26 protein-coding genes and 2 tRNA genes are annotated in these 24759 nt (G+C 56.4%); 11 read left to right on the top strand and 17 right to left on the bottom strand.

Annotated elements, in window-relative coordinates:
* Window positions 1-35: 35 nt before the first annotated feature.
* Window positions 36-854 carry a 4Fe-4S binding protein gene (locus AB1724_03400; protein ID MEW6076837.1) on the top strand — a complete coding sequence of 273 codons (819 nt, stop codon included), beginning with the start codon at window positions 36-38 and terminating at the stop codon, window positions 852-854.
* Window positions 855-1008: 154 nt separating this feature from the next.
* A complete protein-coding gene (locus tag AB1724_03395; GenBank protein ID MEW6076836.1) occupies window positions 1009-1803 on the top strand; it encodes a response regulator in 795 nt (264 codons plus the stop codon).
* 37 nt (window positions 1804-1840) lie between these two features.
* On the opposite strand, the gene AB1724_03390 is transcribed toward AB1724_03395, so the two are convergent.
* The 10 genes from AB1724_03390 to AB1724_03345 form a co-directional block, all read right to left on the bottom strand.
* The gene (locus AB1724_03390; GenBank protein MEW6076835.1) at window positions 1841-2326 is read right to left on the bottom strand and encodes a cupin domain-containing protein; all 486 of its coding nucleotides are present in this window, start codon (window positions 2324-2326) and stop codon (window positions 1841-1843) included.
* A gap of 72 nt (window positions 2327-2398) precedes the next feature.
* The gene (locus AB1724_03385; GenBank protein MEW6076834.1) at window positions 2399-2716 is read right to left on the bottom strand and encodes a phosphoribosylaminoimidazole carboxylase; all 318 of its coding nucleotides are present in this window, start codon (window positions 2714-2716) and stop codon (window positions 2399-2401) included.
* A 99-nt stretch (window positions 2717-2815) separates the two neighbouring features.
* The gene (metK, locus tag AB1724_03380; GenBank protein ID MEW6076833.1) at window positions 2816-3988 is read right to left on the bottom strand and encodes a methionine adenosyltransferase; all 1173 of its coding nucleotides are present in this window, start codon (window positions 3986-3988) and stop codon (window positions 2816-2818) included.
* A 91-nt stretch (window positions 3989-4079) separates the two neighbouring features.
* Window positions 4080-4301, bottom strand: a complete 222-nt coding sequence (locus tag AB1724_03375) for a PLD nuclease N-terminal domain-containing protein (GenBank protein ID MEW6076832.1) — start codon at window positions 4299-4301, stop codon at window positions 4080-4082.
* Window positions 4298-5143, bottom strand: a complete 846-nt coding sequence (locus tag AB1724_03370) for a lytic murein transglycosylase (protein ID MEW6076831.1) — start codon at window positions 5141-5143, stop codon at window positions 4298-4300. The genes AB1724_03375 and AB1724_03370 overlap by 4 nt, the downstream gene beginning before the upstream one ends.
* 161 nt (window positions 5144-5304) lie before the next feature.
* Window positions 5305-6507, bottom strand: coding sequence for a nicotinate phosphoribosyltransferase (pncB, locus tag AB1724_03365; protein ID MEW6076830.1), 1203 nt, complete (start codon window positions 6505-6507; stop codon window positions 5305-5307).
* Between the two features lie 171 nt (window positions 6508-6678).
* Complete coding sequence (locus AB1724_03360; protein MEW6076829.1) at window positions 6679-7026, bottom strand: cytoplasmic protein; 348 nt, start codon at window positions 7024-7026, stop codon at window positions 6679-6681.
* 145 nt (window positions 7027-7171) lie between these two features.
* A complete protein-coding gene (gene epmA / locus AB1724_03355) occupies window positions 7172-8080 on the bottom strand; it encodes an EF-P lysine aminoacylase EpmA (protein ID MEW6076828.1) in 909 nt (302 codons plus the stop codon).
* A gap of 65 nt (window positions 8081-8145) precedes the next feature.
* Complete coding sequence (locus AB1724_03350; GenBank protein MEW6076827.1) at window positions 8146-9465, bottom strand: histone deacetylase; 1320 nt, start codon at window positions 9463-9465, stop codon at window positions 8146-8148.
* A complete protein-coding gene (locus tag AB1724_03345) occupies window positions 9435-11177 on the bottom strand; it encodes a hydantoinase/oxoprolinase family protein (GenBank protein ID MEW6076826.1) in 1743 nt (580 codons plus the stop codon). The genes AB1724_03350 and AB1724_03345 overlap by 31 nt, the downstream gene beginning before the upstream one ends.
* Before the next feature lie 348 nt (window positions 11178-11525).
* Between AB1724_03345 and dapF the strand changes: the two genes are divergently transcribed.
* The 9 genes from dapF to AB1724_03300 all read left to right on the top strand — a co-directional run bounded on the left by dapF (window position 11526) and on the right by AB1724_03300 (window position 18393).
* Window positions 11526-12392: a diaminopimelate epimerase gene (dapF, locus tag AB1724_03340; protein ID MEW6076825.1), complete on the top strand. Its 867-nt coding sequence runs from the start codon at window positions 11526-11528 to the stop codon at window positions 12390-12392.
* Window positions 12392-13687, top strand: a complete 1296-nt coding sequence (locus AB1724_03335) for a 3-isopropylmalate dehydratase large subunit (protein MEW6076824.1) — start codon at window positions 12392-12394, stop codon at window positions 13685-13687. The genes dapF and AB1724_03335 overlap by 1 nt, the downstream gene beginning before the upstream one ends.
* A complete protein-coding gene (locus AB1724_03330; GenBank protein ID MEW6076823.1) occupies window positions 13684-14208 on the top strand; it encodes a 3-isopropylmalate dehydratase small subunit in 525 nt (174 codons plus the stop codon). The genes AB1724_03335 and AB1724_03330 overlap by 4 nt, the downstream gene beginning before the upstream one ends.
* Before the next feature lie 22 nt (window positions 14209-14230).
* The gene (gene dctP, locus AB1724_03325) at window positions 14231-15256 is read left to right on the top strand and encodes a TRAP transporter substrate-binding protein DctP (protein MEW6076822.1); all 1026 of its coding nucleotides are present in this window, start codon (window positions 14231-14233) and stop codon (window positions 15254-15256) included.
* A complete protein-coding gene (locus AB1724_03320; GenBank protein ID MEW6076821.1) occupies window positions 15253-15798 on the top strand; it encodes a TRAP transporter small permease in 546 nt (181 codons plus the stop codon). Before dctP ends, AB1724_03320 begins: the two co-directional genes overlap by 4 nt.
* A gap of 9 nt (window positions 15799-15807) precedes the next feature.
* Window positions 15808-17115, top strand: coding sequence for a TRAP transporter large permease subunit (locus AB1724_03315; protein ID MEW6076820.1), 1308 nt, complete (start codon window positions 15808-15810; stop codon window positions 17113-17115).
* 91 nt (window positions 17116-17206) lie between these two features.
* A complete protein-coding gene (locus AB1724_03310; GenBank protein ID MEW6076819.1) occupies window positions 17207-18103 on the top strand; it encodes a TRAP transporter TatT component family protein in 897 nt (298 codons plus the stop codon).
* Window positions 18104-18188: 85 nt separating this feature from the next.
* Window positions 18189-18264, top strand: a tRNA-His gene (locus AB1724_03305).
* Between the two features lie 52 nt (window positions 18265-18316).
* Window positions 18317-18393: transfer RNA gene (locus AB1724_03300), tRNA-Arg, on the top strand.
* A gap of 339 nt (window positions 18394-18732) precedes the next feature.
* Here the strand turns inward: AB1724_03300 and AB1724_03295 are convergent.
* From AB1724_03295 to AB1724_03265, 7 genes are all read right to left on the bottom strand, one after another.
* Entirely contained in the window at window positions 18733-20472 is a 1740-nt protein-coding gene (locus AB1724_03295) for a YadA-like family protein (protein ID MEW6076818.1), read from the bottom strand.
* A gap of 126 nt (window positions 20473-20598) precedes the next feature.
* Window positions 20599-21234 (bottom strand): 4'-phosphopantetheinyl transferase superfamily protein, encoded by a 636-nt coding sequence (locus AB1724_03290; protein MEW6076817.1) that lies wholly within the window; start codon window positions 21232-21234, stop codon window positions 20599-20601.
* A complete protein-coding gene (locus AB1724_03285) occupies window positions 21218-21958 on the bottom strand; it encodes a lysophospholipid acyltransferase family protein (protein ID MEW6076816.1) in 741 nt (246 codons plus the stop codon). Before AB1724_03285 ends, AB1724_03290 begins: the two co-directional genes overlap by 17 nt.
* On the bottom strand, window positions 21955-22221 hold the full coding sequence (locus tag AB1724_03280) for a phosphopantetheine-binding protein (GenBank protein MEW6076815.1): 267 nt from the start codon (window positions 22219-22221) through the stop codon (window positions 21955-21957). The genes AB1724_03285 and AB1724_03280 overlap by 4 nt, the downstream gene beginning before the upstream one ends.
* Entirely contained in the window at window positions 22199-23542 is a 1344-nt protein-coding gene (locus AB1724_03275) for a beta-ketoacyl-[acyl-carrier-protein] synthase family protein (protein ID MEW6076814.1), read from the bottom strand. Before AB1724_03275 ends, AB1724_03280 begins: the two co-directional genes overlap by 23 nt.
* A complete protein-coding gene (locus tag AB1724_03270; protein ID MEW6076813.1) occupies window positions 23539-24009 on the bottom strand; it encodes a beta-hydroxyacyl-ACP dehydratase in 471 nt (156 codons plus the stop codon). Before AB1724_03270 ends, AB1724_03275 begins: the two co-directional genes overlap by 4 nt.
* Window positions 23999-24739 carry a 3-oxoacyl-ACP reductase family protein gene (locus AB1724_03265; GenBank protein ID MEW6076812.1) on the bottom strand — a complete coding sequence of 247 codons (741 nt, stop codon included), beginning with the start codon at window positions 24737-24739 and terminating at the stop codon, window positions 23999-24001. Before AB1724_03265 ends, AB1724_03270 begins: the two co-directional genes overlap by 11 nt.
* Between the last annotated feature and the right edge of the window lie 20 nt (window positions 24740-24759).

Below are 24759 nucleotides of genomic sequence, written 5' to 3'. Positions count from 1 at the left end.
GAGCAAAACCCTTTTACCCATAACCGGTGGTGCCCATGGGCAGTCCTTACTGGATCAGAACGCTGATCAACAAGACATTTTCCTCGCGCTATCTTCTCGCCCGACTGACCCGTTTTCGAGCAATTGGCCGGATCGTGGATCATCTGCTTTTTAAAAACGATGATATAATTTATCTGCCCGGTGACCAGATCGTCCCCGTCGACAAGACGGTCAATGAATCGGAAAGCCTGGCCCTGCCGTCTCAGGTGGTGGAATATTTTATCCGTAAAGCCGGCACCCACTGGATCATGGACTTCTGCATCTGCCGGGATTCATCCCGGTGCCAGAGCTATCCCATTAATTACGGATGTATTTTCCTGGGAGAAGCGGCCAGAGGCATCAACCCCGCTTTTGGCCGCCTGGTAACCATGGAAGAGGCCCTGGCTCATGCTCGTCGGTGCCGGGAGGCCGGACTGATCCATTTGATCGGGCGCAACAAACTGGACACCGTCTGGCTGAATATCGGTCCTCCCGACAAGTTGATGACCATCTGCAACTGCTGCCCCTGCTGCTGCCTGTGGAAGATTCTGCCGGTCATTACACCGGCCATCAGTTCCAAAGTATCCCGAATACCGGGCCTGCACCTGGAAGTGACCGACCGGTGCGTCGGGTGCGGTGCCTGCGCGCGGGACATCTGTTTCGTGAAGGCCATTACCATGGAGGGTGGCCGGGCGGTAATCGACCAGGAGGAATGCCGGGGGTGCGGCCGCTGTGAGTCGGTTTGTCCGCAAAAGGCCATCCGGGTGGTGATCGATGATGAAAAATATATCATTCACGCCATTGAGCGAATTTCAGAAATAGTGGATGTTGGGTGACATCGGATTTGATTTTTTTTATAAAGAATGTTATTTTAAAAACAATTTGAAGGAAATCGAACATATACGCCATGCTCGACTGTAATTGCCGTCACGTGACCGGAGTGTGTCGGAGGGCACGTGCTAACCTTTTGGAATCAGTCTGGATAGCTTCATGAAAACGATATTGATCGTCGACGACACAAAACTGGCGCGCAGCTTCATAGCCAAAAAACTGGAGCCGTTCGCGGATGAATTTTCCGTTCTTACGGCCGGGAACGGTCAGGAGGCACTGGATCTGGCCCAGACCGTCAAGATCGATCTGGTGATAACGGATATTGAAATGCCGGTAATGGATGGTTTCGAACTGCTGGCCAACCTGAACAACAAATACCCCCAGATACCGGTTTTTGTCATGACGGCCAAGGGCTCCCCGGAAATAGAACAACGGATCGATGCCCTGGGCTCCCTCAAATACTTTGAAAAGCCCATGGATCTGGAGGCATTGGTGGCTTCCATCCGGGAAACACTGGACTCCAGCGCTCAAGGCAAGGTGAACGGAATCAGCCTGGCTTCTTTTCTTCAACTGGTCGGTATGGAAAACAAAAGCTGCACCCTGCGGATCAAATCGGGAAAACTGATCGGGGAGCTATACTGTTTACAGGGGCAACTGATTGCGGCCGAGACGGGAAATCTCAAGGGGGAAGAAGCGGTAATCGAAATGATTACCTGGGATGCGGCGGTTATCGAAATCTTAAAATTCAACAAGCAAAAAGAAAAAGAGATAAAGAAACCGCTGATGAATATCCTGATGGAAGCATCACGCCGGATGGATGAGAAACAGGCCGCGAAAAAAGAGGAAAAAGAAGCACCCAAACCAAAGCCGGTCACAAAAGAGCAAAAGCCGGACGCAAAAACTCCCCCCGCCGCAAAAAAGATCGACCCTTCCACCCTGTACGAATGGGATTGACAAAAGAGGCCCGCCGAAAGCCGAAAAAAGGGCATCCTTATATCAGCGCCGCCAATTCGGGGAAGCGGGTGCTTATTTTTCCCGCCTCTTCAGGGTGGCCCTTGAGCAGACGGAAGTCGGCAAAGTCAAAACCGGGGGCTACCGTGCAGCCGACCAGCGTATACACTCCCGTCGTTCTGGCAGCCTGCCAGCAGCCGGCGGGCACCACCTCCAGCGGCCTGCGCATGTCCGCGGCTTCTCCCAACAGACGTTGCCTGCACTCGCCCCCGTTTTTCTCGATCCAGAAAAGCTCCATCGCCGCCCCTTCGTAGTAATGGAAGGTTTCATCCCAGTCTACCCGGTGCCAGCGGCTGTGGTTATCAGCCGTCAGCAGAAAGTATATTTCGGTGACGGCGTTTCTCTCCTTGCCGCTGTCAATCTCCCGCACAAGTCGGGAAGAACGGAAAACCTCCCGAAAGTATCCGCCTTCCGGATGGGGCTTCAATTCCAGCAAGTCAATCAGTGCGGACGCACGTGTATTCATCGGTTTCATTTTATCCTATTCAGGAGCCATATCAAAACCAGCTGCCCGATCAGCAGATTAAATGGTGAGGCGCTAATAATAAACGGTGAGCCAGATGGTTTCGCTGGCAGGGTCCGTCCACTCCACCCGATGCTTCACATGGGCGCCGATGTTGATATAGTCGCCCGGGTTCAAAACAAGAATACCCCCCTCGTTTTCAAACATAAGGCCGGCACACCCTTTCACAACCAGTACAAACTCATTTTTCTCCTGATCGTACCAGTAACCTTCCGGGGATGCCTGGCCCCGGGAAACGATTCTTTCTATCCTGATATTGTCCGACGAACATAATACATCACAAAGCTCTTGTGACAGCGTCTCGGGAATCCCTTCCAGCAGAGATTTCTTCATCACGGACCGGCCCTCCCCCCTTCTCAGTATTTGGGCGGAACAAAAAACCCGGGGAGCAATTTTCACCCGGGTTTTATGGCTGTTCGATATAAAAACGGTTTATATGCCCGCTTTCTTTCTAATCTCATCGGTCCGGCTGGTCGCCTCCCAGGAGAAGCCAGCGCCATCCGTGCGGCCGAAATGGCCGTATGCGGCTGTGGCGCGGTAAATCGGGCGCTTCAAGTCAAGATAACTGATGATGGCTGCCGGTCTTAAGTCAAACACCTCCCTGACGATTTCCTCCGCCTTCACCTCATCGACCACACCGGTCCCCTTGAAATCAACCATGATGGAAACGGGTTCCGCCACGCCGATGGCATAGGCGATTTGAACTTCACACTCCCTGGCCAGGCCCGCGGCCACAAGATTTTTGGCCACATGCCGTCCCATGTAAGCAGCGCTCCGGTCCACTTTTGACGGATCCTTGCCCGAAAAACAGCCGCCGCCGTGTCTTCCCCGACCGCCGTAGGTATCGACAATAATTTTCCGGCCGGTAAGACCGCAATCCCCCATGGGCCCGCCCACCACGAATTTTCCGGTGGGATTGATAAAATACCGGGTTTTCGCGTCCAGCAGTTCAGCCGGGAGAACAGGGGTAATAATCTTCTCGATAATCGCGCCCCTTAAGTCGTCATAGCTGACGTCCGGCGAGTGCTGGCTGGATATAACCACGGTATCAATGCGCCGGGGTCGGCCGGTTTCATCATATTCAACGGTCACCTGGGATTTTCCATCAGGTCGCAAAAAATTCAGAACGCCGCTGTCACGGACAATATTGAGCTGGCGGGCGAGTTTGTGGGCGTACATGATTGGCGTCGGCATCAGTTCGGGCGTCTCGTCACAGGCATATCCGAACATCAACCCCTGATCACCGGCGCCCTGCTCCTTAAAAAGGCCGTCCCCTTCATTGACGCCCTGGGCGATATCAGGGGACTGTCTGTCGATACTGGTCAAGACGGCACAGGACTGCCAGTCAAATCCCATGGCGGAAGAATTGTAGCCGATGTTCCGGATAGTCTCCCGGACGATATCGGCGTAATTAATAGAGGCCTTGGTCGTGATTTCACCGGCCACCACCGCCATTCCGGTGGTCACCAGCGTCTCACACGCCACCCGGGAATCCTTGTCCTGAGTCAGCAGGGCGTCCAGAATGGCGTCTGAAATGCAATCGGCCAGCTTGTCGGGATGGCCTGAAGTGACGGATTCGGAAGTGAAGAAGTAGCGTCTGCTCATAAAAAAACTCCTTTATGGTATATGCGTTATAAAAAGGAAGGTTATGATTACGTAAAAAACGGGACAATGTCAACAGGAAAGCCGGACCGTTTTAACGCCCCGCCTCCGCGTCCTCACGGCGCTTTCCTCTTTTCCGCCCCCACACCAGATAAACCGCCCAGCCGATAAACGGGACAAATGCTACCGCCCCCCAGGCGGCCTTTTTTTCCACCGCGCCGAAGTCCCTCCCGGCCACGTCCACCAGCGCCCAGCAGGTCATGAGATAGGACGCGATGACCGATCCGACGACAATGAGAACAGCGGTTGAGGTCATGGTTGCGGTTTCAGCGCGTTGAATATTTGCATGAGCGTATCAACGTAATAGGTGCTGTGATTGTAAGCAAACAGGGCTTTCCGGGCGTCCGCCGGGGAAATGCCCGGCTTCCAGCCATAATGGCGTAGATAATTGGCCACGCTGAAAATGGCATCGGCATGGGTAAACAGATTGATCCGCCCATCCTTATCCCCGTCAACTCCCAGCTTCAGAATGTTGCTCGGCATAAACTGTGAAATCCCCATGGCGCCGGCATAGGAACCGGGGACATCTACCGGATCAGCGATCTTCTCCCGATCCACATAGGTGAGGAATGCCGTCAGCTCCGCGTAAGCCCATCTGGATTTCTGATCGGCCTTTTTCTGGTAGTCCTCCCGGGTCATGTTCGTCTTGTCAGACAAAGACTGCCACAGCATTTCACGGACATCCGGGTCGGAAAGCGCCGCCATCGATGAAAGGATATTCAGGGTGGAAATCCTGCCGACAAACGTGCCCAGCTTGGTTTCAACCAGCAGAATCGCCGTGATGATCTCTTTGTCAACCTGATACTCCGCTTCGGCCTTGTCCAGCCATTCTCTCTGCTGGGCCATGTACTGCCGGGCTTTCTGGATTGACTCCGGGGTGAGGAATTGACCGTAATTCAGCGTTGATTCCTGGTGGAGAAAAAACCGGCCGACAGCCGTTGTTTCAAATACAACGCGGGGATTTTCATAACACTGATTGAGCGCCTCCCGGGTAAAGCCGTCTTTTACAAGATGCTGACGCAGCGCGGCAAAAGCATCGGGTGGTTGCTCCGCGGCCTGAAGGCATGAAAACAGCAGCGGGGGAAAAAGCACCGTCATCAAGACGCACAGAAAATTGATTTTTGTCCATCGGGACAGGCGCTGGGCAAGGCAATGTTTTAACATAAGCAATAAAGAAAATTTTTCGGCCACATGATTAAAGAGACAGGTGACCCGGAAAGGGGTGTTCCGGGACCCGCGGTGTTTCGGCGCAACCAGGATCAGTCTTCAATGCCGAACACTTCTTTCAGAGTAGTTAAATATCTTGAATCCGGGCAGGACAACTGGTTGACGTCATCGGAAATCCTGGCGACCGGCCCGCCATTGCACTCGACCATATTAAACCGCATCTGCAGCGGGACAATTCCCACGTCATGGGTCAGGTCTCTGCCGATACCAAAGGTGATATTGATCATATCGCTGAGAGTTTCATGCAGATCAATGGCGGTTTCAAAATCAAGATTATCACAGAACATGACGGATTTTGTCTTGGGATCAATGCCGAGTTTATCGTAATGCTCAATCAGTTTTACGCACCATGAAGTGGGATCCCCGCTGTCATGCTGGCAGCCGTCAAACAGTTTCGCCAGATAAAGGTCAAAATCTTTCAGAAAGGTATTAAACCCCAGCACGTCGGAAACCGCGATGCCCGGCTCGCCGTTAAATTCCTGTATCCAGTCCTTTAAAGCCGCCTTCTGGCACTGTTCAAGCCTCGGTCCCAGCTGTTGGTACGCCTGTAGCCACTCATGTCCCATCGTTCCGATCGGATTGAGCTTGTGCTTCATGGCGAAATACACATTGCTGGTACCGATAAACAGGTAGGAACGCAGTGATTTTTTCAGTGTCTCGATAACCGTGTTGTGCCAATAGTGGGAATAGCGATGGCAGGTGCCGAAATCGGCGAATTTGAAGTTGGACAACTGACCTGTCTTTAACAAAGTGGTCAGGTGCTCCACCTTCTTGGCCAACCTCCCCTCGCCCGCGTCCAGCGTGTCTTCGACGCTGTGGAAGCCCATGGCGTTGATGCTTTGATATTTCGAATAGATTTCGTTGACGATGGCCAGCACGGGGACCGTAAACAAGACCGCTGAAATCCATGGCCCCTCGATGTCAATCTGAAGGCGCCGGTCATTATCCAGATAAGCATTGATATATTTTCGATTCAGCTGGAAAAGCCGCAGATATTCCACAAAATCTTTTTTGAAGCAGGAGAAGGTATTTAGAAACGCCAGTTCCTTGTCCGTAAAACGAAGCCGGCAGAGGTTATCGATCTCCTGATTGATTTCCTGAATATGGCCTATTTTCTTTTTATTTTTGCATTCGAATGTATAACGGACATTTGCATCGGGGTGCATATGCAAAACGATTTGAGCCGTCGTCAGCTTTGATAAATCCGTATCCAGAAGGCTGTTAATAACCGCCATTAAACCCCTCCCCGATTAACGCTGAGCGTTTCTTGCTGTTTTTCTTATGCAAAATACCGGCCGAAAATATTTTACAAACTTTTTAAAGGAATAATTTAAACACAAATTTAGACTTTGTCAAATTATCATATAATAACAGGTCATAAAAAAATTGCAAGCCGATTCCACATATTACCTGCCCGGGGTAATAATCCGGGATTCCTGGCGCTGCTGCTCCCGCTGCAGCTGCCGGATGTGTTCAACCATTTCCTCCATGGCCTGTTCCATCGCCCGGGGAAATGCCTTCATGGCCTCCTCCAGGGTATTGCCGGGCAATTCCGCCTGAAGAGGAATCGGGCCTTCCGGAGACATGACCTGGGAATGTCCGACAAAAACAGATGCTCTGGCTGTATCATCGGATCCGTCCGTTTTAATTGGCACCAGCTTGCGGATAACGGCCACCTTCAGATCCGTCAATGATTCCTCCCGATACAAATTCCCGCAGTCCACTTCAAAACTGATCCGATGATCCTGATCCATAACTTATCTCCTTTTTGAACTACCGTTTATCCCTGGATAAAAAATAATCAATATTTCTTTTCCCCGTATAAATGTCAATCTTTTTAACTCCTGCGGCTACCGGGGGAAAACAAAAACGGTTGCCGTGAAAAAATAAGCGCTTCAGCTATAAATCTTCGGGGGAAAAGGTGGTCACGGCGGTAATATCATCCTCGTCACAGAATATCATGGCCAGCCTGTCAAGCCCCAGGGCGTTTCCCGCGGCCGGCGGCATTTCGTTGATTTCAGAAAGAAAAGCGCCGGGAACAGGATAATCACTGGCCGTTGTCTTCTGTTGGCTGCGGGCGTGTTCAAAACGCTGACGGTAATCTTGTTCGCCGGTCAGCTCCGAAAACCCGTTACACAACTCCATGCCGGCTATATACAATTCAAACCGTTCCGCGAAGCGGGGGTCGGCCGACTTCAGTCTCGCCAGGGAAGCGCCGATGGCGGCCGGATAATCGTACAGAAAAACACGGCCCAGTGCGGCCAGGGCCGGCTCAATGACGTCGACGACCAGTTCGTCAAACCGGTCCTGGGAAAGGCCCTCTTCCAGCCGGACCCCGGCATAACGCGCCAGCGCTTCGCTGACGCTTATCCGCGGCCAGCCGGCGTTCAAATCAATGACGCGGCCCTGATAACGAAGGGTTCCGCCGGAACCCAGATCGGTTGCCACGAACCGGATCATTTCTTCGGTTTCGATCATCAGGTCGATATAATCGGCACCCGCCCGGTACCATTCCAGAATGGTAAATTCCGGCAGATGTTTTTGACCGCGTTCACCCCGGCGGAAAGCCTTGCATATCTGAAAAATTTTCGGGAGACCACGGGCCAGAAGCCGCTTCATGCAAACCTCCGGTGATGTCTGAAGAAACCAGGAGTCCGAAGAGAAAGGAACGATGGTGGCCTCGGGAATCGGCGCCGGAATCCGGCAGGGTGTTTCCACCTCCAGATAACCTCGTCCGGAAAAAAAAGCACGAATGGCTTCCATCATTCGTGCCCGGGTGGTCAGATTGGCGAGTTTGGATAAGGACATCACTGTGACCCGGCTGTTCCGGACTTCCCTGTTGAAAACCCGGCAAAATGGCCGGGAGCGAATATTTATGGAAGTCCCTTTGTCAGATACTCATCGTCCGGCCGGTTCTGCAGGAACACTCTCAAATAACTCCGGGGATCGGCCTCATCGTACCACTGCCGGCCGATTTCTCTGCATTTTTCGCAGGCATGAAGGGGAATATGAACGGCCAGAATCCGTGCACCCCGGTCGGAGGAAGAATCAATGCGCAGGGCCCCGGCGCAGTCGGAGCAGATCCGCACCTTCTCCTGCTGCGTTTCATAGATTCCATCCGTATCGTAATAAATCTGGTTGGTCCGCTCCTCGAACGCCTTTCCCGCCCGGCGCTTTTCCGTCAGTTCATCCCGCTGTTTCCAGATTTTCAAGACGGTTTCTCCGATTCTCTCCACCTGGCGGGTAACCTGCTCGGTCTGACGGATTTTGTCCGGATCAAAGCCCGGTTCGCTGATCTTGCTGTAATCCATTCCGGCCATGGCCAGAATAATGCCGAGATTCACATACGGCAGCGCGCCCTCTATGGAATATCCGCCTTCCAGAACGGCGATGTCGGGCCTCAAAATTTCCGTCAGCTGGGCGTAACCCTGGGCGGAAAAATTCATATCCGTCAGGGGATCAGTATAGTGGTTGTCCTGGCCGGCGGAATTGACAACGATGTCCGGCTGGAATTCATCCAGAATCGGCCTCACGACGTTCTTGATGATATGGAGGAATCCTTCCGCCGATGTCCGGGGAGGCAGGGGAATGTTCAGGGTCCGGCCGGCGGCATTGGGGCCGCCCATGTCCTCCGGGAATCCCGTCCCCGGGTAAAGGGTCCGACCGTCCTGATGCAGGGAAATAAACAGGGTGTCGGGGTCATGCCAGTAAATGTCCTGGGTGCCGTCGCCATGGTGGCAGTCCGTGTCCACGATGGCGACCTTCCGGACCCCATAGGCAAACCGGAGGTATTCGATCATCATGGCTTCGATGTTGACATTGCAGAACCCGCGGGCACCGTGGACTACCCGTTTGGCATGATGCCCGGGCGGGCGGACCAGGGCGAAACCGCTTTCGATCTCCTTTTCCATCACGGCGATACCGATGCGTTTGGCGCTGCCGGCGCTGATAAAATGAGACTCCGTCATCATCGCGGAAACGTCCGGAACGCAGAAATGCGTCCGCTGGACATCTTTTTCCAGAACCAGTTGAGACTTGAATTCGATCAGCCCTTCTATATCGAACAGGCCTTCCTCCATGGCCTGATCCTGGGTGTACAGGAGCCGTTCTTCCCGTTCCGGGTGAGTCGGATCAATGGCCCAGTCAAAGGCCGGGAAAAAAATCAGTCCTGTTTTCCGTCTGGCTTTGAGCATATTTGCCGCGCTCCATTCATCATCGCCATTTCTTTTGACAGCTTCTCCGAAATCACCTGGTATCCGCTGACCAGCCCCGGCCGTACCTGGGCTTTGATGCGGATGTTCCGTCCGGCGGCGGAAAAGCCCCGCACCATATTAAACTGCTGGTTCTCCAGAATATCCATTTCCAGATCATCCCTGGACGCCCCGCTTCTCCTGGCTTTTTGTTCCAGCAACTCCAGTGCTTTCTTCTGGGCATCCTCCCGGGTAAAGGCGCTGCTGATTTTTTCAAAATAGTTCTCCTCGGGAGCCGTTATAATACCCCGCTCGGTATCGGCAAACAGGGAGACTTCGCAGGTGGTCCGGGCAAAAGCCGCGCCCAGGGCATTGGCCATGGCGCACTTGGGGACCGCCATGGTTTTCACGCCGGACACCTTTTCGATCTGGTCCACAAAACAGGCGGCCGGCCCCCCCAGCAGCAGGATCTTGTCCGGCTTGATCTGCCTTCCTTCCCAGTATTCATAAACCGTATAGACCGGCTTGCTGTTAATATCATCCACCAGCGATCGCGCATGCCGAACGACTTCGGCGCAGAAGTGCTCAAAGACCGCCCGGGCGGTTTCCACCACCGGCCTGTCCAGCTCGTCCGCCAGCATCTTCATGCCGGCCGCCGCTTTGGCGGCATCCCCTTCAGGCATCATGTTCAGCACGCACAGGGCATCCGTCGTCGTCGGTACCGGACCGCCGAAGGCCATAGCGTGGCCCTTTCGTTCGGGGCCGATGGTGATTTTGCCGTTCATTATTTTCACGACACTGTCCCCGCCAAGCCCGACGGATCGGGTTTTCAGGGCGCGGATCAGGGTTTTGAATCCGGCGATTTCGATGCCGACCGGTTCCAGTACCGGTACTCTTTTTAATATCACCGCCATATCCGTGGTGGTGCCGCCGATATCCAGGACCAGCGCCTCCTCCTGATCCCCGGAAAAGGGGATGGCGCCCATGACGCTGGCCGCCGGTCCGGAAAGAATGGTCTGACCGGGATAATTGATGGAGGCCTCAAAGCTCATGGTACCGCCATCAGCCTTGAGAATGTGAATCGGCACCTGCAGGCCGTGTTTTTCCAGGGTTTTCTGCACGGCTTCAAAAAAATTTTTATGAATCGGATAAACGGAGGCGTTTAAAAATGTCGTGGCGATACGGCGGGGATAGTTGAGGCTGCCTGAAATCCAGTGCCCCAGAAAAATCTTGCGGAAGTACTTTTTCAGCGCGTCCCGGACCTGCAACTCATGAACCGGATTCCGCGAGGAAAACTTGCCCACCACCCCGACATGGCGGATGTCGGCCCGTCTTAACTTTTTAACGATCTTTTTCAGGCCGCCCAGGTCAACCGGCGTCACCTCCCGGCCCCGGTGATCCAGGGCGCCGCCGATCACATAGTAATGTTCATGCGTCCTGAAAAACTCGGGATCAATTCCGGGACCGCTTAAGACAATCATGCCGAAATCCGGATTGATGCCCTGGACGATCAGGTTGGTGGTCAGGGTGGTGCTTAAGACAAGTCGTTCAATGGCTTTGGGCTTGATGCCCCTGGATATCTGCTCGATCCCGGAGAGTACGGTGTGAAAAAGATCCAGTTCGTCGGTGTGGACTTTTATCTCTCTTAAAAGTCCGTCCTTGTCCAGAAGGACAACATCCGTATGCGTTCCGCCGACATCCAGTCCGATTATCATACACCGGATCCTTGTAGGTTATATTTCAAAAATTCATTCTATCGAAAATATCCGATGATTTGCAAATCAAAAATACCGGGAAACGCGCCGCGCGCGCCTGTGCGAGGCAACCATATTCCGTGTTGATGATCGCCCTGTCACGGGAGAGGCTTCCGACGTCAATGCCGCAGTCGTTCATTATTTTATAATTGTTTTTACCGCCGAGTTATGGTTCAATCCGTCCAGCTTCCGGATAGTAACGATGAAACGATACGGTTTTGTCCACTATCAGTCGGGGGCCGGTTCCTGTCAAGGAAAATAAACGGGCTCCCGCGCCGCTGTTTCTGTGCCTGATGATTGAGGAAGACAGTGAAATTTTACAAGTACCACGGGCTTGGAAATGATTACCTGGTGATCCATCCGGAAGAAGTGACCATCCCCTTGACGACCGATCGCGTTCAAGCCATCTGCGACCGGCATTACGGCGTCGGTTCGGACGGCATTCTCCTGGGGCCGGTCGAGCTGGAGAACCTGACGTACGGCGTGCGAATCTTCAATCCCGACGGCAGCGAAGCGGAAAAAAGCGGCAACGGTCTGCGCATCTTCGCCCGGCACCTGTGGGAACAGGGCCTGGTAGACGCATCTCCTTTCACGATCATCACTACCGGCAGCAGCGCCCGGGCAACCGTCCGGCCCGGCGGCAACCCCGTCTCCGTCGAAATGGGCCGGGTCAGCTTCAGAGCCGAGGACATTCCGTTCCAGGGTGCATCAGGGGAGGTAATCAACAAATCCAAAACCGTGGCCGGGCAGGATATCACCTATTGCGCGGCCACCATCGGCAACCCGCACTGCGTTGTCCTGTGCGACGACATCTCCCGGGATCTGGCGGTAACGTCGGGCCCGCTGCTGGAAAACGACCGGGACTTCCCCAACCGGGCCAATGTGCAATTCATCAAAATCATCAACCGCAACACTATCGCCCTTGAAGTCTGGGAAAGGGGCGCCGGATACACCCTGGCCTGCGGCAGCGCCGCCAGTGTGGCGGCCGCGACCGCCCGGCGGCTGAATCTTTGCGACCCGGAAATCGCCGTCCTCATGCCCGGAGGCCGGCTTGACATCATCGTCAATAAAGATTATTCAGTAATATTAACCGGGCCGGTAACGCCGATCGCGGAAGGCGTCATCCGACCGGAAATGTTTGACTCCTATTCACCCGAAATCGAAAAACAGGCATAATGGGAAAAACCACAGCGGAAAAAATATTCGACGCCCATAAGGTGGACAGCCCCTGTGACGGCGTCCACGTTATCCGGCTGGACAAGGTTTTCTGTCACGAGATCACCACTCCCGTGGCCATCAACGATCTGGTCAGGCGCGGCAAGGACCGGGTTTTTGACCCGGACCGGATTAAAGTCGTGATCGACCACGTCACGCCGGCCAAGGACTCCAAAACCGCCGAACAGGGAAAAATTTTAAGAGACTGGGCCAGGCGCCGGGAAATAGCCGATTTCTTTGATATCGGCCGCAACGGAGTCTGCCACGCGCTCTTTCCCGAGCAGGGCTTTGTCCGGCCCGGGGAAACCATTATCATGGGGGATTCTCACACCTGCACCCATGGGGCGTTCGGGGCCTTTGCCGCCGGCGTGGGCACCACCGACCTGGAGGTCGGTATTTTAAAAGGCGTCTGCGCCCTGGAATACCCCCGGACGATCAAAATCGTATTAAACGGCCGGTTGCCCGCCGGCGTATTTGCCAAGGATGTCATTCTAGCGGTCATCGCCGAACTGACCGTCAACGGGGCCACCAACCGGGTGATGGAATTCACCGGCGAAGTAGTGGACGCGCTGAGCATGGATGCCCGGATGACCTTGTGCAACATGGCCGTGGAAGCCGGGGCCACCTGCGGCATCTGCTATCCGGACGCGACCACCGTGGCCTATCTCTGGCCGTTTATCAAAAACGAATTCGCCTCGCCGGAAGCGGCCGTCACGGCCTACCGCCGCTGGGTGTCCGACCCGGACGCGGCCTATGACCGGGTTCTGGAAATGGATGTCAGCCGCCTGGTTCCGCAGATCACCGACGGTTATAAGCCGGACTGCGTCAAACCGGTCAGTGAAATGACCGGCCGGCCCGTTGATCAGGTATATATCGGTTCCTGTACCAACGGCAGACTGGAAGACCTGCGCCTGGCCGCCGACGTGCTGAAAGGGAAAACCATCAGCGATTCCGTCCGCGGCATTGTTTCCCCGGCCACGCCGACCATCTACCGGCAGGCCCTCCAGGAAGGCATTATTCAGGTTTTCATGGAGGCCGGCTTCTGTGTCACCAATCCGACCTGCGGCGCCTGCCTGGGCATGAGCAACGGCGTCCTGGCCCCGGGAGAGGTTTGCGTCTCCACCACCAATCGGAATTTCAACGGCCGCATGGGCAAAGGCGGCATGGTCCACCTGGCCAGCCCGGCCACCGCCGCGGCCAGCGCCCTGGCCGGGCATATTGAAAACTCAATTCTTTACAGGCAGGAATCACGATGAAGGCTTTCGGCGGAAAAATCCTGTTCCTGGACCGGGATGACATCAACACCGATGAAATTATTCCCGCCCGGTATCTGACGGAAGTGGACAAGCAGGCCATGGCGCCCTATCTTTTTGAAGACCTGTCCCTGGCGGGCTTCAATCCGCCCACGGACATCAGCGGCAAAGCCGCGGTGGTGACCCGCACCAATTTCGGCTGCGGCTCTTCCCGGGAACATGCCCCCTGGGCACTTGAAGTCAACCAAATCCACCTGGTGATTGCCTCCGGATTTTCCAGGATTTTCCGGCAGAACATGTTCAACTGCGGCATGCTGGCCGTTCAGTTGCCGCCGGAAACCATTGACCGGATATTCGCAACCTTTGCCGGCCGTGACGCCACGGTCAGGGCTGATGTAGTTAATTCCAAATTGATTTTCGAAGCCGCCGGCAGGAACGAGACGATCCTGTTTTCCCTGACCCCTTTTGACCGGGCCCTGATCGAAGCCGGCGGCTGGGTGGAATACGCGGATGCCCGATATTAATTTCGAATAACGGGGAGCAGCCATGCATATCAATGCCCGGAGATTCGGTCTTGTCGTCGTGCTGTCCTTTATTCTGGCCGCAGCGGTCAGCCCTTCTGCAGGAGAAGAAAAGAAAGTCTGGAAAGTGGGCACCCTGACGCCCAAAGGCGTCGGCTGGGCCCGTCAGTTTGAAAAAATTATCCTGCCGGTCATTCATACCGCCACCGGCAATTCACTGGATGTAAAAGTTTACTGGGGCGGCATCATGGGAGACGATGAGGACATCATCGCCAAGATGCGCGCCGGTCAGCTTCAGGCCGCGGGCATCACCGGCCAGGGAGCCGTTATCGCCTGCCCGGAATTCGCGGTGATGGAACTTCCCTTCCTGTTCAGGAACTACGAAGAAGTCGACTACGTCCGGCAGAAGCTGGCCCCCGAATTCGACCAGATGATGCGCAAACAGGGGTTCAAGTTGCTGCTCTGGCTGGATCAGGATTTCGACCAGATCTATTCAGTCAAATGGCGCTTTCAGGATATGGAAGATTTCAAAAAAGCCAAAATCATGACCTGGTACGGTCCCCTGGAAGAACAGTTGCTGAAAAGTCTGGGCGCCAGTCCCATTCCCGTGGATATTCCGGAACTGGTGCCGTCCTTAAAGCAGGGCGTTGCCGACACCCTGATCGCCCCCGGCCTGTGGATGATCGCCACTCAACTCTATCCGGCCGTCAAATACATGGTGCCGGTCAAGTTACGATATTCCCCGGCAATCGTCCTGTGTACCCTCGATTCCTGGAATCAGTTAAGTGAAGAAAGCCGGCAGGGTCTTATTGATTCTTCGTCGGATGTATCGCGGCGTTTCCTCGAAGCGACCCGAAGCGATAATGAAAAAGCGCTGGTCGCCCTGGAAAAGTACGGCATCGAAAAGATCGAGCTGGATCCGGCCACTGTTGAAAACATCCGGCAGGCGGCGGTAAAGATATGGGACGAGCAGGCCGGGCAGCTTTATCCCCGGGATCTGCTTGACCGGGTACTGGTTATTCTTGATGAATTCCGGGGCCAGAAAAGGTGAGCTTCCGGCAAAGCACCCCCTTAAACCTTCTGGCGGCAGCCCGCCGGTCTCTTATTTTCTGTGAAAAAACCCTGCTGGTTGTACTCCTGGTCTCCATGATCCTGCTGTCCTTTTCCCAGGTCGTCATGCGCAACCTGTTTTCCTCGGGCTGGATCTGGGCCGGAGATATACTCCGGGCGGAAGTCATCTGGATCACCTTTATCGGCGCGGCCCTGGCCACGGAGTACAAAAGCCATGTCCGCATCGATATCCTCGCCCGCCTGGTCAGGCGGAAACCCGCCGTCCGGGTCTTCGATATGCTGGCCGATGTGTTTACCGCCGGTGTCAGTGTCCTGCTGTTTGTCGCGGCGGTTCAATATGTCATCCTGATGAAGCCCTATTCAACGGATATCATGATTCCCGGGGTAGAGGAATGGCTGATCCGACTGGTGATTCCTTACGCCTTTGCCGCCATGGCGATCCGCTGCGCCGTTTTCGTCGCACAGTCTCTGATGACTAAAAACAAACCGGCTGAAACAGACTATTCACGACCAGACGAATAACGCTTGCTTATGGACATACTCATCGGGACAGGCCTGATCGTTGTATTCATCGCCGCCATTCTGATGGGGGCGCCCCTGTTCGCCATCATGGGGGGGGGGTCGGTGCTGCTGTTTTCTCTGGTCGCCGGAGAGCGCCTGGTTGTCCCGATCATTGAAATGTGGCGCCTGGCCAACGCGCCTGGCTTTGTGGCCATCCCGCTGTTTATTTTTGCCGGATATCTGTTCGCCGAAAGCGATGCGTCGTCCCGGCTAATCAAGGCGTCAGACGCCCTGATCGGGTGGCTGCCCGGCGGCCTGGCCGTCGTGACGGTGGTGGTCTGCACGATTTTCACAGCCATTACCGGCGCCAGCGGCATTACCATCATCGCCGTCGGCGGCATTCTGATGCCGGCGATGGCAGCCAACCGCTACGGGCGTGAATTTTCGCTGGGCCTGATTACCGCCTCCGGCAGCTCCGGCGTACTGTTTTTACCCAGCCTGCCGATCCTGATTTACGGGATGGTCGCCAATGTCGATATTACCGAGCTCTTTATCGCCGGCATCCTTCCGGGGCTGCTGATCATCCTGATGCTTTCCGCATACGGCATCACCTGCGGTATGAGGAACAAGGTCCCGGTGACCCCCTTTTCATTCCGGCGTCTGGCCGTCAGCCTGTGGGCCATCAAATGGCTGATTCCCCTGCCGGTCATCGTTATCGGCGGCATCTATTCCGGCATCATTACCGTGGGCGAAGCCGCCTCGGTCACGGCGGTTTACGCGCTGATCACGGAATGCCTGATTTACCGTGAAGTGTCACCGGACAAGCTGATATCCCTGATGATACGCAGTATGATCATGGTCAGTTCCATTCTGATTGTTCTGGCCGCGGCCCTGGGGCTGACCAACTTCCTGGTGGACATGGAAGTGCCCCAGCGGCTGGTGACTTTTATCACCGCGCACATATCCAGCAAATTTGTTTTTCTGATAATGCTCAACGGGTTTCTGCTGATTGTCGGGTGCCTGATGGATATTTTTTCCGCCATCATCATTGTGGTGCCGCTGATTGCCCCTGTAGCGGCCCAGTTTGACGTGGATCCGGTTCATCTGGGCATTATCTTTCTGGCCAACCTGGAGATCGGCTACCTGACCCCGCCCGTCGGCGTCAACCTGTTTCTTTCCGGCCTGCGATTTCACACTCCCATCATCCAGCTTTACCGGATGGTCCTGCCGTTCCTGCTCCTGCTGATCCTGGCCCTGCTGCTGATCACTACTATTCCCGATCTCTCCCTGTGGCTGGTGGAGACATCGGGTAAGCGCCTGCCCGTAATTCAGCTATAGCCCCAATTTCATCCGAAGTTTTTGACTTTTCAGCCGGCCTTTCCTATACTCCGATCATTCCGTATAAAAATTTTCCGGGGGGAGGGGCGCAATGAACAACTTGATCTTCGTGGCAAAAACAATACGCTGGCCGGCCGTTCTGCTCTTTTGTATGATAGTATCGCTTTCCGGCTGCGCAACCATCTTGAGACTTCAGACTGATTTTGTAACGCCCATGATCTGTGAACTGGTGGATCAGGCGGCCAACTCGAAAAATATCCGCGTGGTGAGGGAGGGAATCGGCGCCAACGCCCTGCTGGTGTCCGGGTTCTCCAATATTTCACCGACCAACCGTCGGCTGTTAAGGAAAAGCGCCTATGTTTATTGCGCTTACGGCCTGATGGTAGAAGATACCGACCCGGCCTTTGCTTCGGATCTGTATGCTATGGGCAAGGGATACGGTCTACGCGCCCTGAAAATGAACAGCCGCTTTAAAAAAGGGCTGCAGGACGGCAACCATATTCCGGATGTGGTTCAACACCTGGGGAAACGGGACCTGGATGCCATGGTCTGGACAGGGGTCAATACCGGTTTGTGGATCTTCATGAACATGGAGGATTCGTCGTCCCTGATTGAACTCGCTGACGCGGTCGCCCTGGTGCAGCGTTCCCTGGAGATCGACGAAAATTATTATTTCGGGCTGGGGAAAGTTTTCATCGGCGCCTATTACGCGCTGATCCCCGATTTTTTCGGAACCGGCGGCGGCCCCGAAGCCTCGGCGAAAATGTTTGCCGAAGCCAGAGCGGTTTCAAATGGGCGGCTTCTCCTGGTGGATGTTTTTGAAGCCCGCTTCCTGGACACGCAACTGAAAAACCGGGAGGAATACATCCGTAAACTGGAGCATGTTCTGGCCGCGGACGACGATATTCTTCAAGGATACGAAGCGTTTACAAAAATCGCCAAGCTCAAGGCCCGCTTTTTCCTGGATCACATGGATGAATACTTCTAAACTTCAGAACAGCATCATTTTCACCAGAACCGCACAAATTGCTTGAAACTGTCAAAACGAAATGTTACATAAAACCACTTTTATGGTGGGTGTAGCTCAGTTGGCAGAGCACCAGGTTGTGGCCCTGGGTGTCGTGGGTTCAAGTCCCATCACTCACCCCATCTCCAATCGCGACCGGTGCCCCATTCGCGCATAGGGCACCGGTTTTCTTTCGCGCCCGTAGCTCAGCTGGATAGAGCGCCGGACTTCGAATCCGTAGGCCGCCCGTTCGAGTCGGGCCGGGCGCGCCAATAAAATCAAGGGCCCGTTTCAGGGGTTACCAGGTCATTGACCGCTCCTGTGAACTGACTTTCCGCAAAGGCCCGCATCCGTTGAGTCAGGATTGTCAGTTTTTTGCCGGCATGGCAAAACGGAAGAAAAAGCTCTACCCCATCAGCGGAAACTGGAAATTCTCCTTGTAACCATAGAAACCCGCGACCAGTACTTGTCACCGGCCGGTATGTGATCACGCACCGGCCGGCAGACCGCTCCCCGGATAACATTCAGGTTCGGCGTCAGCGGGAAGAATCCCGCGTTCTATGGGGAATTGGTAGAGACAAGGCCTGCCTTGTCTCTACGACCGCAGATGTTTAGAATTTGAACCCCATTCCGCCGCCGGCCTGCACGCGCCCCCCGGCCATGCTGGTGCCGAGGTTCAGGTGAATGTTGCCTCTGGTGTAATGCTGCACCGAGACGGCCACGGCGTTCTGTCCATGAGAATTGCCGACGCCCATGGCTATGCCTGATTCCCCGGGAGCCAGGGGCAGGAAGGCCCGGGACATGGCAATGGCGCCGGCAATGTCCCGGTGGGCCTCGTCGTCCAGATCGTCTATCCGGTCATCGGCATAGGCATTGGCCGAGGCAAGCGTGTCCGCGTCCAGTCGCTGGCTCTGGTAGAGATTGACCGCGTCGGTGGGATCAACGGCCAGGGCCACATTGACCACCCTTCGTTCGTTTCCGGCCGAGCCCACGGAAACGACATTCGCCGCGCCGTTGTCGGTGGAATCGGCGCCGATGGCCACGGAATTCTCGCCCGTGGAGGCCGCTCCCCGGCCCAGGGCAGCGCCGGCCGCGCCCGTGGCGGCGGCAAAGTCGCCCACTGCCGCGCCGCCGTTAGCGGCCACGGCTTCAGTGCCCACGGCCACCGATCCGGTAGCCAGGGCACCGCTGCCGATGGCAATGGCGTTAGCGCCGGTGGCTTGCGCGTTGATGCCGACCGCCAGGGCGTTGCCGGCCGAAGCGACCGCGCCCGGCCCTACCGCCAGGGAATTACTACCCGTGGCCGCGGGATCGGCATAACCGCCGCTGTTGTCGGCGTCGATGAAATCGGCCACACGGTCATCCGTGTAGGTGCCGGCGGAATTCAGGATCTGGATCGCGACCGTATCCGTATATTGATTGGCGTTGGTCGTGGCTCCAAAGGCGACACTGTCCGTATAGGCATTGGCGGAAGTCAGGGTGTTGGCCCCGACTGTATTGGTATACGTATTGGCGGCCGTTAATGTGTTGGCCGCTGCGGTGTCCGTATACGTGTTGGCCGAAGCCAGAGTGGCGGCGCCGACAGTGTCGGCGTACGTGTTGGCTGAAGCCAGTGTGTTGGCGCCAACAATGTCGGCATAAGTGTTGGCGGCCGTTAATGTGTTGGCCGCTGCGGTGTCCGTATACGTGTTGGCCGAAGCCAGAGTGGCAGCGCCGACATTGTCGGCGTAAGTATTGGCTGAAGTCAGCGTGGCGGCAGCCGCGGTATCCGTGTACGTGTTGGCCGAAGCCAGGGTATTGGCCGCGGTGGAGTTCATCTGACCGACATTGACCGCGTCTCTGTTGCCGACGCCGTCCCTGACATGGATGATCCGGCGCGGGCTGGAGGCCTCACCCACGGAAACGACGTAGCTTTGTCCATCGTCGGATGAGCCGTATCCCAGAGCTACGGAATAATCGCCGGAGGCTACACAATCTGCACCGATGGCGCTGCTGTCCCAGCCCGTGGCGTTGCTGTCCGTACCGATGGCGGTGCTTCTAATGCCGGTGGCGGAGCTGCCATAGCCGGTGGCGGTGCTGTATTGGCCAAGAGCCGAGCTGGCTGCGCCGACGGCGGTACTCCACTGACCGGTGGCAGTGGCCCACGGTCCCAGAGCGGCATTCTCCGTGCTGGTTCCCAATAACGTCCCGTCATCCGCCAGAGCGCCGATGACCCCCAGTTCCAGGCCCCAGGCCGTGGTGACGGTACAGCCGCAGGCCAGGCAAATGGCCATAACCATTACTATCGTGCGTTTGATTTTACCGGACATCAAAACAGACTGCTCTTTGCCAACACCTATTTTCTGACACATAATGTCTCCTAAATAATTTGTTAGTCTAACGGTAATGATACCAGCTCGCCGCTGTATTCTTTTGCGATGGATAATACGGTGCCGGATTGATTATTTCCAGCTAAATGAAGATGCAGTAATCGTATTTTACGACATCAGGGCAAAGGCGACAAAGCGGCCGTCATGGCTGAGGCTGATCGGGATATCGGTTTTCTTTTTATTGATGAAAATCTCGGGAAAGGACACCCCGCTAAGCAGAGGTGATTTTTTGATCATGATATGACCGGGCTGGACCGATTGAAGAGAGGCGATCGTCTTTTTTACCAGGGTCCGGGCCGCGCGGGAAACGGCGACGGACGACCGGCCGTAATCCGGGCCGGTCCGGAGGACTACTTTTTCAACCCCGCTTTGAATTTTTTCAAGATCCGAAACCGTAACCGCGCCCAGACAGTGGACGTACTCTTGGTTGCAACATCCCCGGATGAGGACGGTTTCCGCGGGTGTCTGAACATATCCGGTGAAGGTGCTTCGTTCTCTGGGTTCGTCCAGAAAGACCCGGTATCGCCTTGGCGCAGAGGAAACCGTGGGATTCGACCTGGCGATGGCCTTATAGGCCGTTTCCCTGGCCGCCCAGTATACCTGGAGCAGGACGTCCGGCTCGTCGGACTGAAGAATGGCTGCCTGTTCCTCCGGTGTCAGAACACGATTCAGGAATTTTTCGTCCCGGCTTTTCCCGGTCACATGCGGGGAGTCCAGGTCGACAATGTCATTGCCCACGGACATTCAGGCAGGCGCCCTCCATTTGCGCCAGTTTTTCGACGATCTGCCGGGAGCACTCCCGGTGGGCCCTGAGCCCGGACAGGTCGGAAGCGCACTGGCAGGGTTCGGCGGCGATCAAAAATTTTTCACGCAGCGCGGGAAAGTTGCTGCAGGTTTTCTGCCTCTGCCCGCGCAGATAAACGCACAGCACGCGGCAGGCCGGATGGTTATGGACCAGCCGGCCCGGGCCGTAGGAAAAGGACTCGGTGTCGACGCGACCGCTCCGGGAACGCGTGCCCTCCGGAAACACCAAGATGCTTTCCCCGTGCTCCAGGAGGTAGTCGCATTTGTCCAGGCAGGCCCTGACCGACTCCCGGCTTCCGCCCCGGACCACGGGCACGCACTTCAACAGATAACACAGCAGGCCGACGGCGGCGCTGCGCTGGAAATTCCGCTTTTCCGGAAGGTTCCACGGCAGCAGCCGGTAGGCGGTCATGTACCGGTGGAATGGGAACATGGCATAGGCCAGGATGACCGAATCGATCAGGGTCAGGTGATTGGCGCAGATCATCCACGGACCGGGGTGCTCCCGGAACAGGCCGTTGATCTGTTTCCTGAATTTTTCCAGGTTGTCGAAACGGTAACCGGCCAGCCGGACCAGCGACGCGGCCAGCGGGGCGGTGAGCCAGACGGCCATCCGCCCCAGGCCGTATTGCAGGCGCAGCCGGAACAGGTCGCGCCGGTTCACGCTTCCGCCCCGACGGCGGCGGTCTTGCGGAGCACCACGCCGACCGCGTCGCCGATGGTCTTGATGGCGTCGGCGTCGTCGTCATCGATCTCGATGGCAAAAGTGTCTTCGACCTTGATGATGATGTCCACCAGGCGGGCCGAGTTGACCTTGAGTCCCTTGATAATGTTCGTGTTCGGGGTGGCCCCGGCCAGCAGGTCCTTGTCGGTCACGAACTCTCCGATAATGTCGATCAGTTCATCAAAAATGGCGTTGGCGTTCATCTGTTTTCTCCTCTTCGCTTTGAATGGTTTGAATGACTTTGGCGTTTTTCCCCTCCCATTTTTTCAGGATCAGGCAGCCGTTGACATCGCCGAACCCGAAACTGGCCTTGGCCAGCACTTTCATCCCGGGAAAGTCTTTGCCGGTTTGAACCACTTTCTCGGCAAAGGGCGCGATGTCCGGATGCAGGTCCTCGCAGTTCCTGGAGGGATGAAGGAACCCGCGGTGAAGCTCAATGACGGCTGCTACCGTTTCAATGGCGCCGGCGGCGCCCAGGCAGTGGCCGATCAGGGATTTGGTGGAGTTGATATAGGGAAAATCGGCCGGGCCCCTTTCCAGCGCCCGGGACCAGTTACCGACCTCGTGGGGATCGGCAAAGGTGGCCGAGAGATGGCCGCTGATGGCGTCGATTTCCCCGGGCGCGATATCCGCTTCCCGGACCGCCTCCCGGATGCAGCGGACCACGCCGTCGGCGTTGGGGGCCGTCATGGACCCGCCGCCTCTCTGCCCGCCGGAGTTGACGTACCCGCCCAGGATTTCGGCGTAAATCCCGGCTCCCCGCCGCAGGGCGGTCTCCAGTTCCTCCAGGATCAGCACGCCGGCCCCCGCCCCCGGCACAAACCCGCAGGCCGAGGCGCTCATGGGCCGGGAGCCTTTTTCCGGCTCGTCATTGTGTTTTCTGGACAGAATCCGCATGGAATCAAATCCTCCCCAGGTATAGGGCGAAGGGGCTTCTGACCCCCCGGCCACCATGCGCCCGGCGCGGCCTTCCCGGATTCTCAGCATGGCATCGATAATGGCCTCGCAGCCGGTATTGCAGGCGGAGGAATTGGAAGTCACCTGGTTGCCGAGACCGAGCAGCCCGCCGATCCTGGCGCTGATGCCGCTGTTCATGACCTGCTCGACCACCCGGCTGCCGATCCGGCGGACCCGGCCCTCGTTGACCAGGGGGATGACCCGCTCGGCGATGGTTTCCATGTCGCCGATGCCGCAGCCCATGACGGCGCCGGTGTCCCAGTCGGTTTGTCCACCGTCGTCGGCGGACGGAAGGCCCGCGTCCTCCCAGGCCTCCAGGGCCGCCAGGGCGGCGTAACCGATGTTGTAGCTGGTATCCTTGAGCTTTTTCTTCTCGATCCGCTCTTCCATGAGAGCGTCGATGTGTTGCGGAATTCCCGCAATGCGGCACCCGAAATTCAATTCCTCCAGCCGGGGGACGAAGCGGACCCCCGACCGCCCGTTTCGCAGGGCCTCCTCGAATTCGGCGATGTTGTTGGCGTTGGGGCTGACAACCCCGATGCCGGTGATGACGACTCTGTTTTTCATGAACGGTTTACCCCCGTGCCGGTCAGCACGCCGTGACAGACGGCGGCGCCGTCTTCGCCCGTGATGCTGACCGTTGATTTGATGTTGCCCCGGCGGAAATAAATTTTTTCCCCTTTGATAATCACCCGCTCCCCGGGTCTGACCAGGCGCGAAAATTCAACCTGGTCGGCAAAGACGAAGTATGGTGTAACGGCGGGGGGCTTTTCTCCGGGGGGCGCCTCCTTCAGGAGCTGGTATATTCCCAGGGCGGTGAGCCCGGCCTGGGCCATGGTCTCGATGAGGATGACGCCCGGCGTCACCGGATGGCCGGGAAAGTGACCCGGGTAGAAGAACTCGTCCTCCCGGAACCGGTAGGCGGAAGTGACGGTCTCGTCGCTCAGTTCGAGGATCTCGTCGATGAACCGGAACGGGGGTTGCTGCGGAATGGCCGCCAGCACCCGTTCCCTCATTTGCCGGTCAGCCGCCATAGATCCCCCCGTTGACATGAATGACCGAGCCGTTGATATAGCTCCCCCTGCTGGCCAGAAAGGCCACCACCTCGGCCACCTCTTCGGGAAGTCCCATGCGTCCCAGGGGGATATCCCCGATGAGCCTGGTTTTGATTTCTTCCGGAAGCTCCCGGGTCATGTCCGTGTCGATGAAGCCCGGGGCCACGGAATTGACCAGGATGTTCCGGCCGGCGACTTCCCTGGCCAGGGACCGGGTCATGGCGTCCAGGGCCCCTTTTTCCATGGTGTAGGGGATCTGGCCGGGATTGCCGGTGTGGCCGGTGATGCTGGAAATGTTGATGATTTTGCCGCCCGACTGCCGGAGCATGAAGAGCCGCAGCACGCGCCGGGTCAGGTGCCACACCCCCCTCATCAGCGACCGCTGGGCGTCGAAATCGTCCAGGGTCGTCTCCATCATCGTTTTGTTGATGCTGGTCCCGGCGTTGTTCACCAGCACGTCGACCCGGCCGGCCGTCTGTTTGATCCGCTGCACCATCTGCTCCACCTGGTCCGCATCGGACATGTCCGCCGGCAGGATAAAGCCCCGACCGCCGAGTTCCGACAGCATCGCCGCGGCCCTGGCGCCGTCGCCCCGGTAATTGATGCCGACCGCAAAGCCGGCGCCGGCAAGGGCCCGGCAGCAGGCGGCGCCGATGCCCCGGGTGCCGCCGGTCACGACGGCGACCGGTATTTTTTCATTTTCAGTCATCAGTAAAAGCCTTTCCAAGG

It is taken from the genome of Thermodesulfobacteriota bacterium, from assembly GCA_040753795.1.
Lineage (GTDB): Bacteria > Desulfobacterota > Desulfobacteria > Desulfobacterales > Desulfosudaceae > JBFMDX01.
The sequence above is the reverse complement of the archived record's forward strand: the minus strand, read 5'-3'. Positions and strand labels throughout refer to the sequence as shown.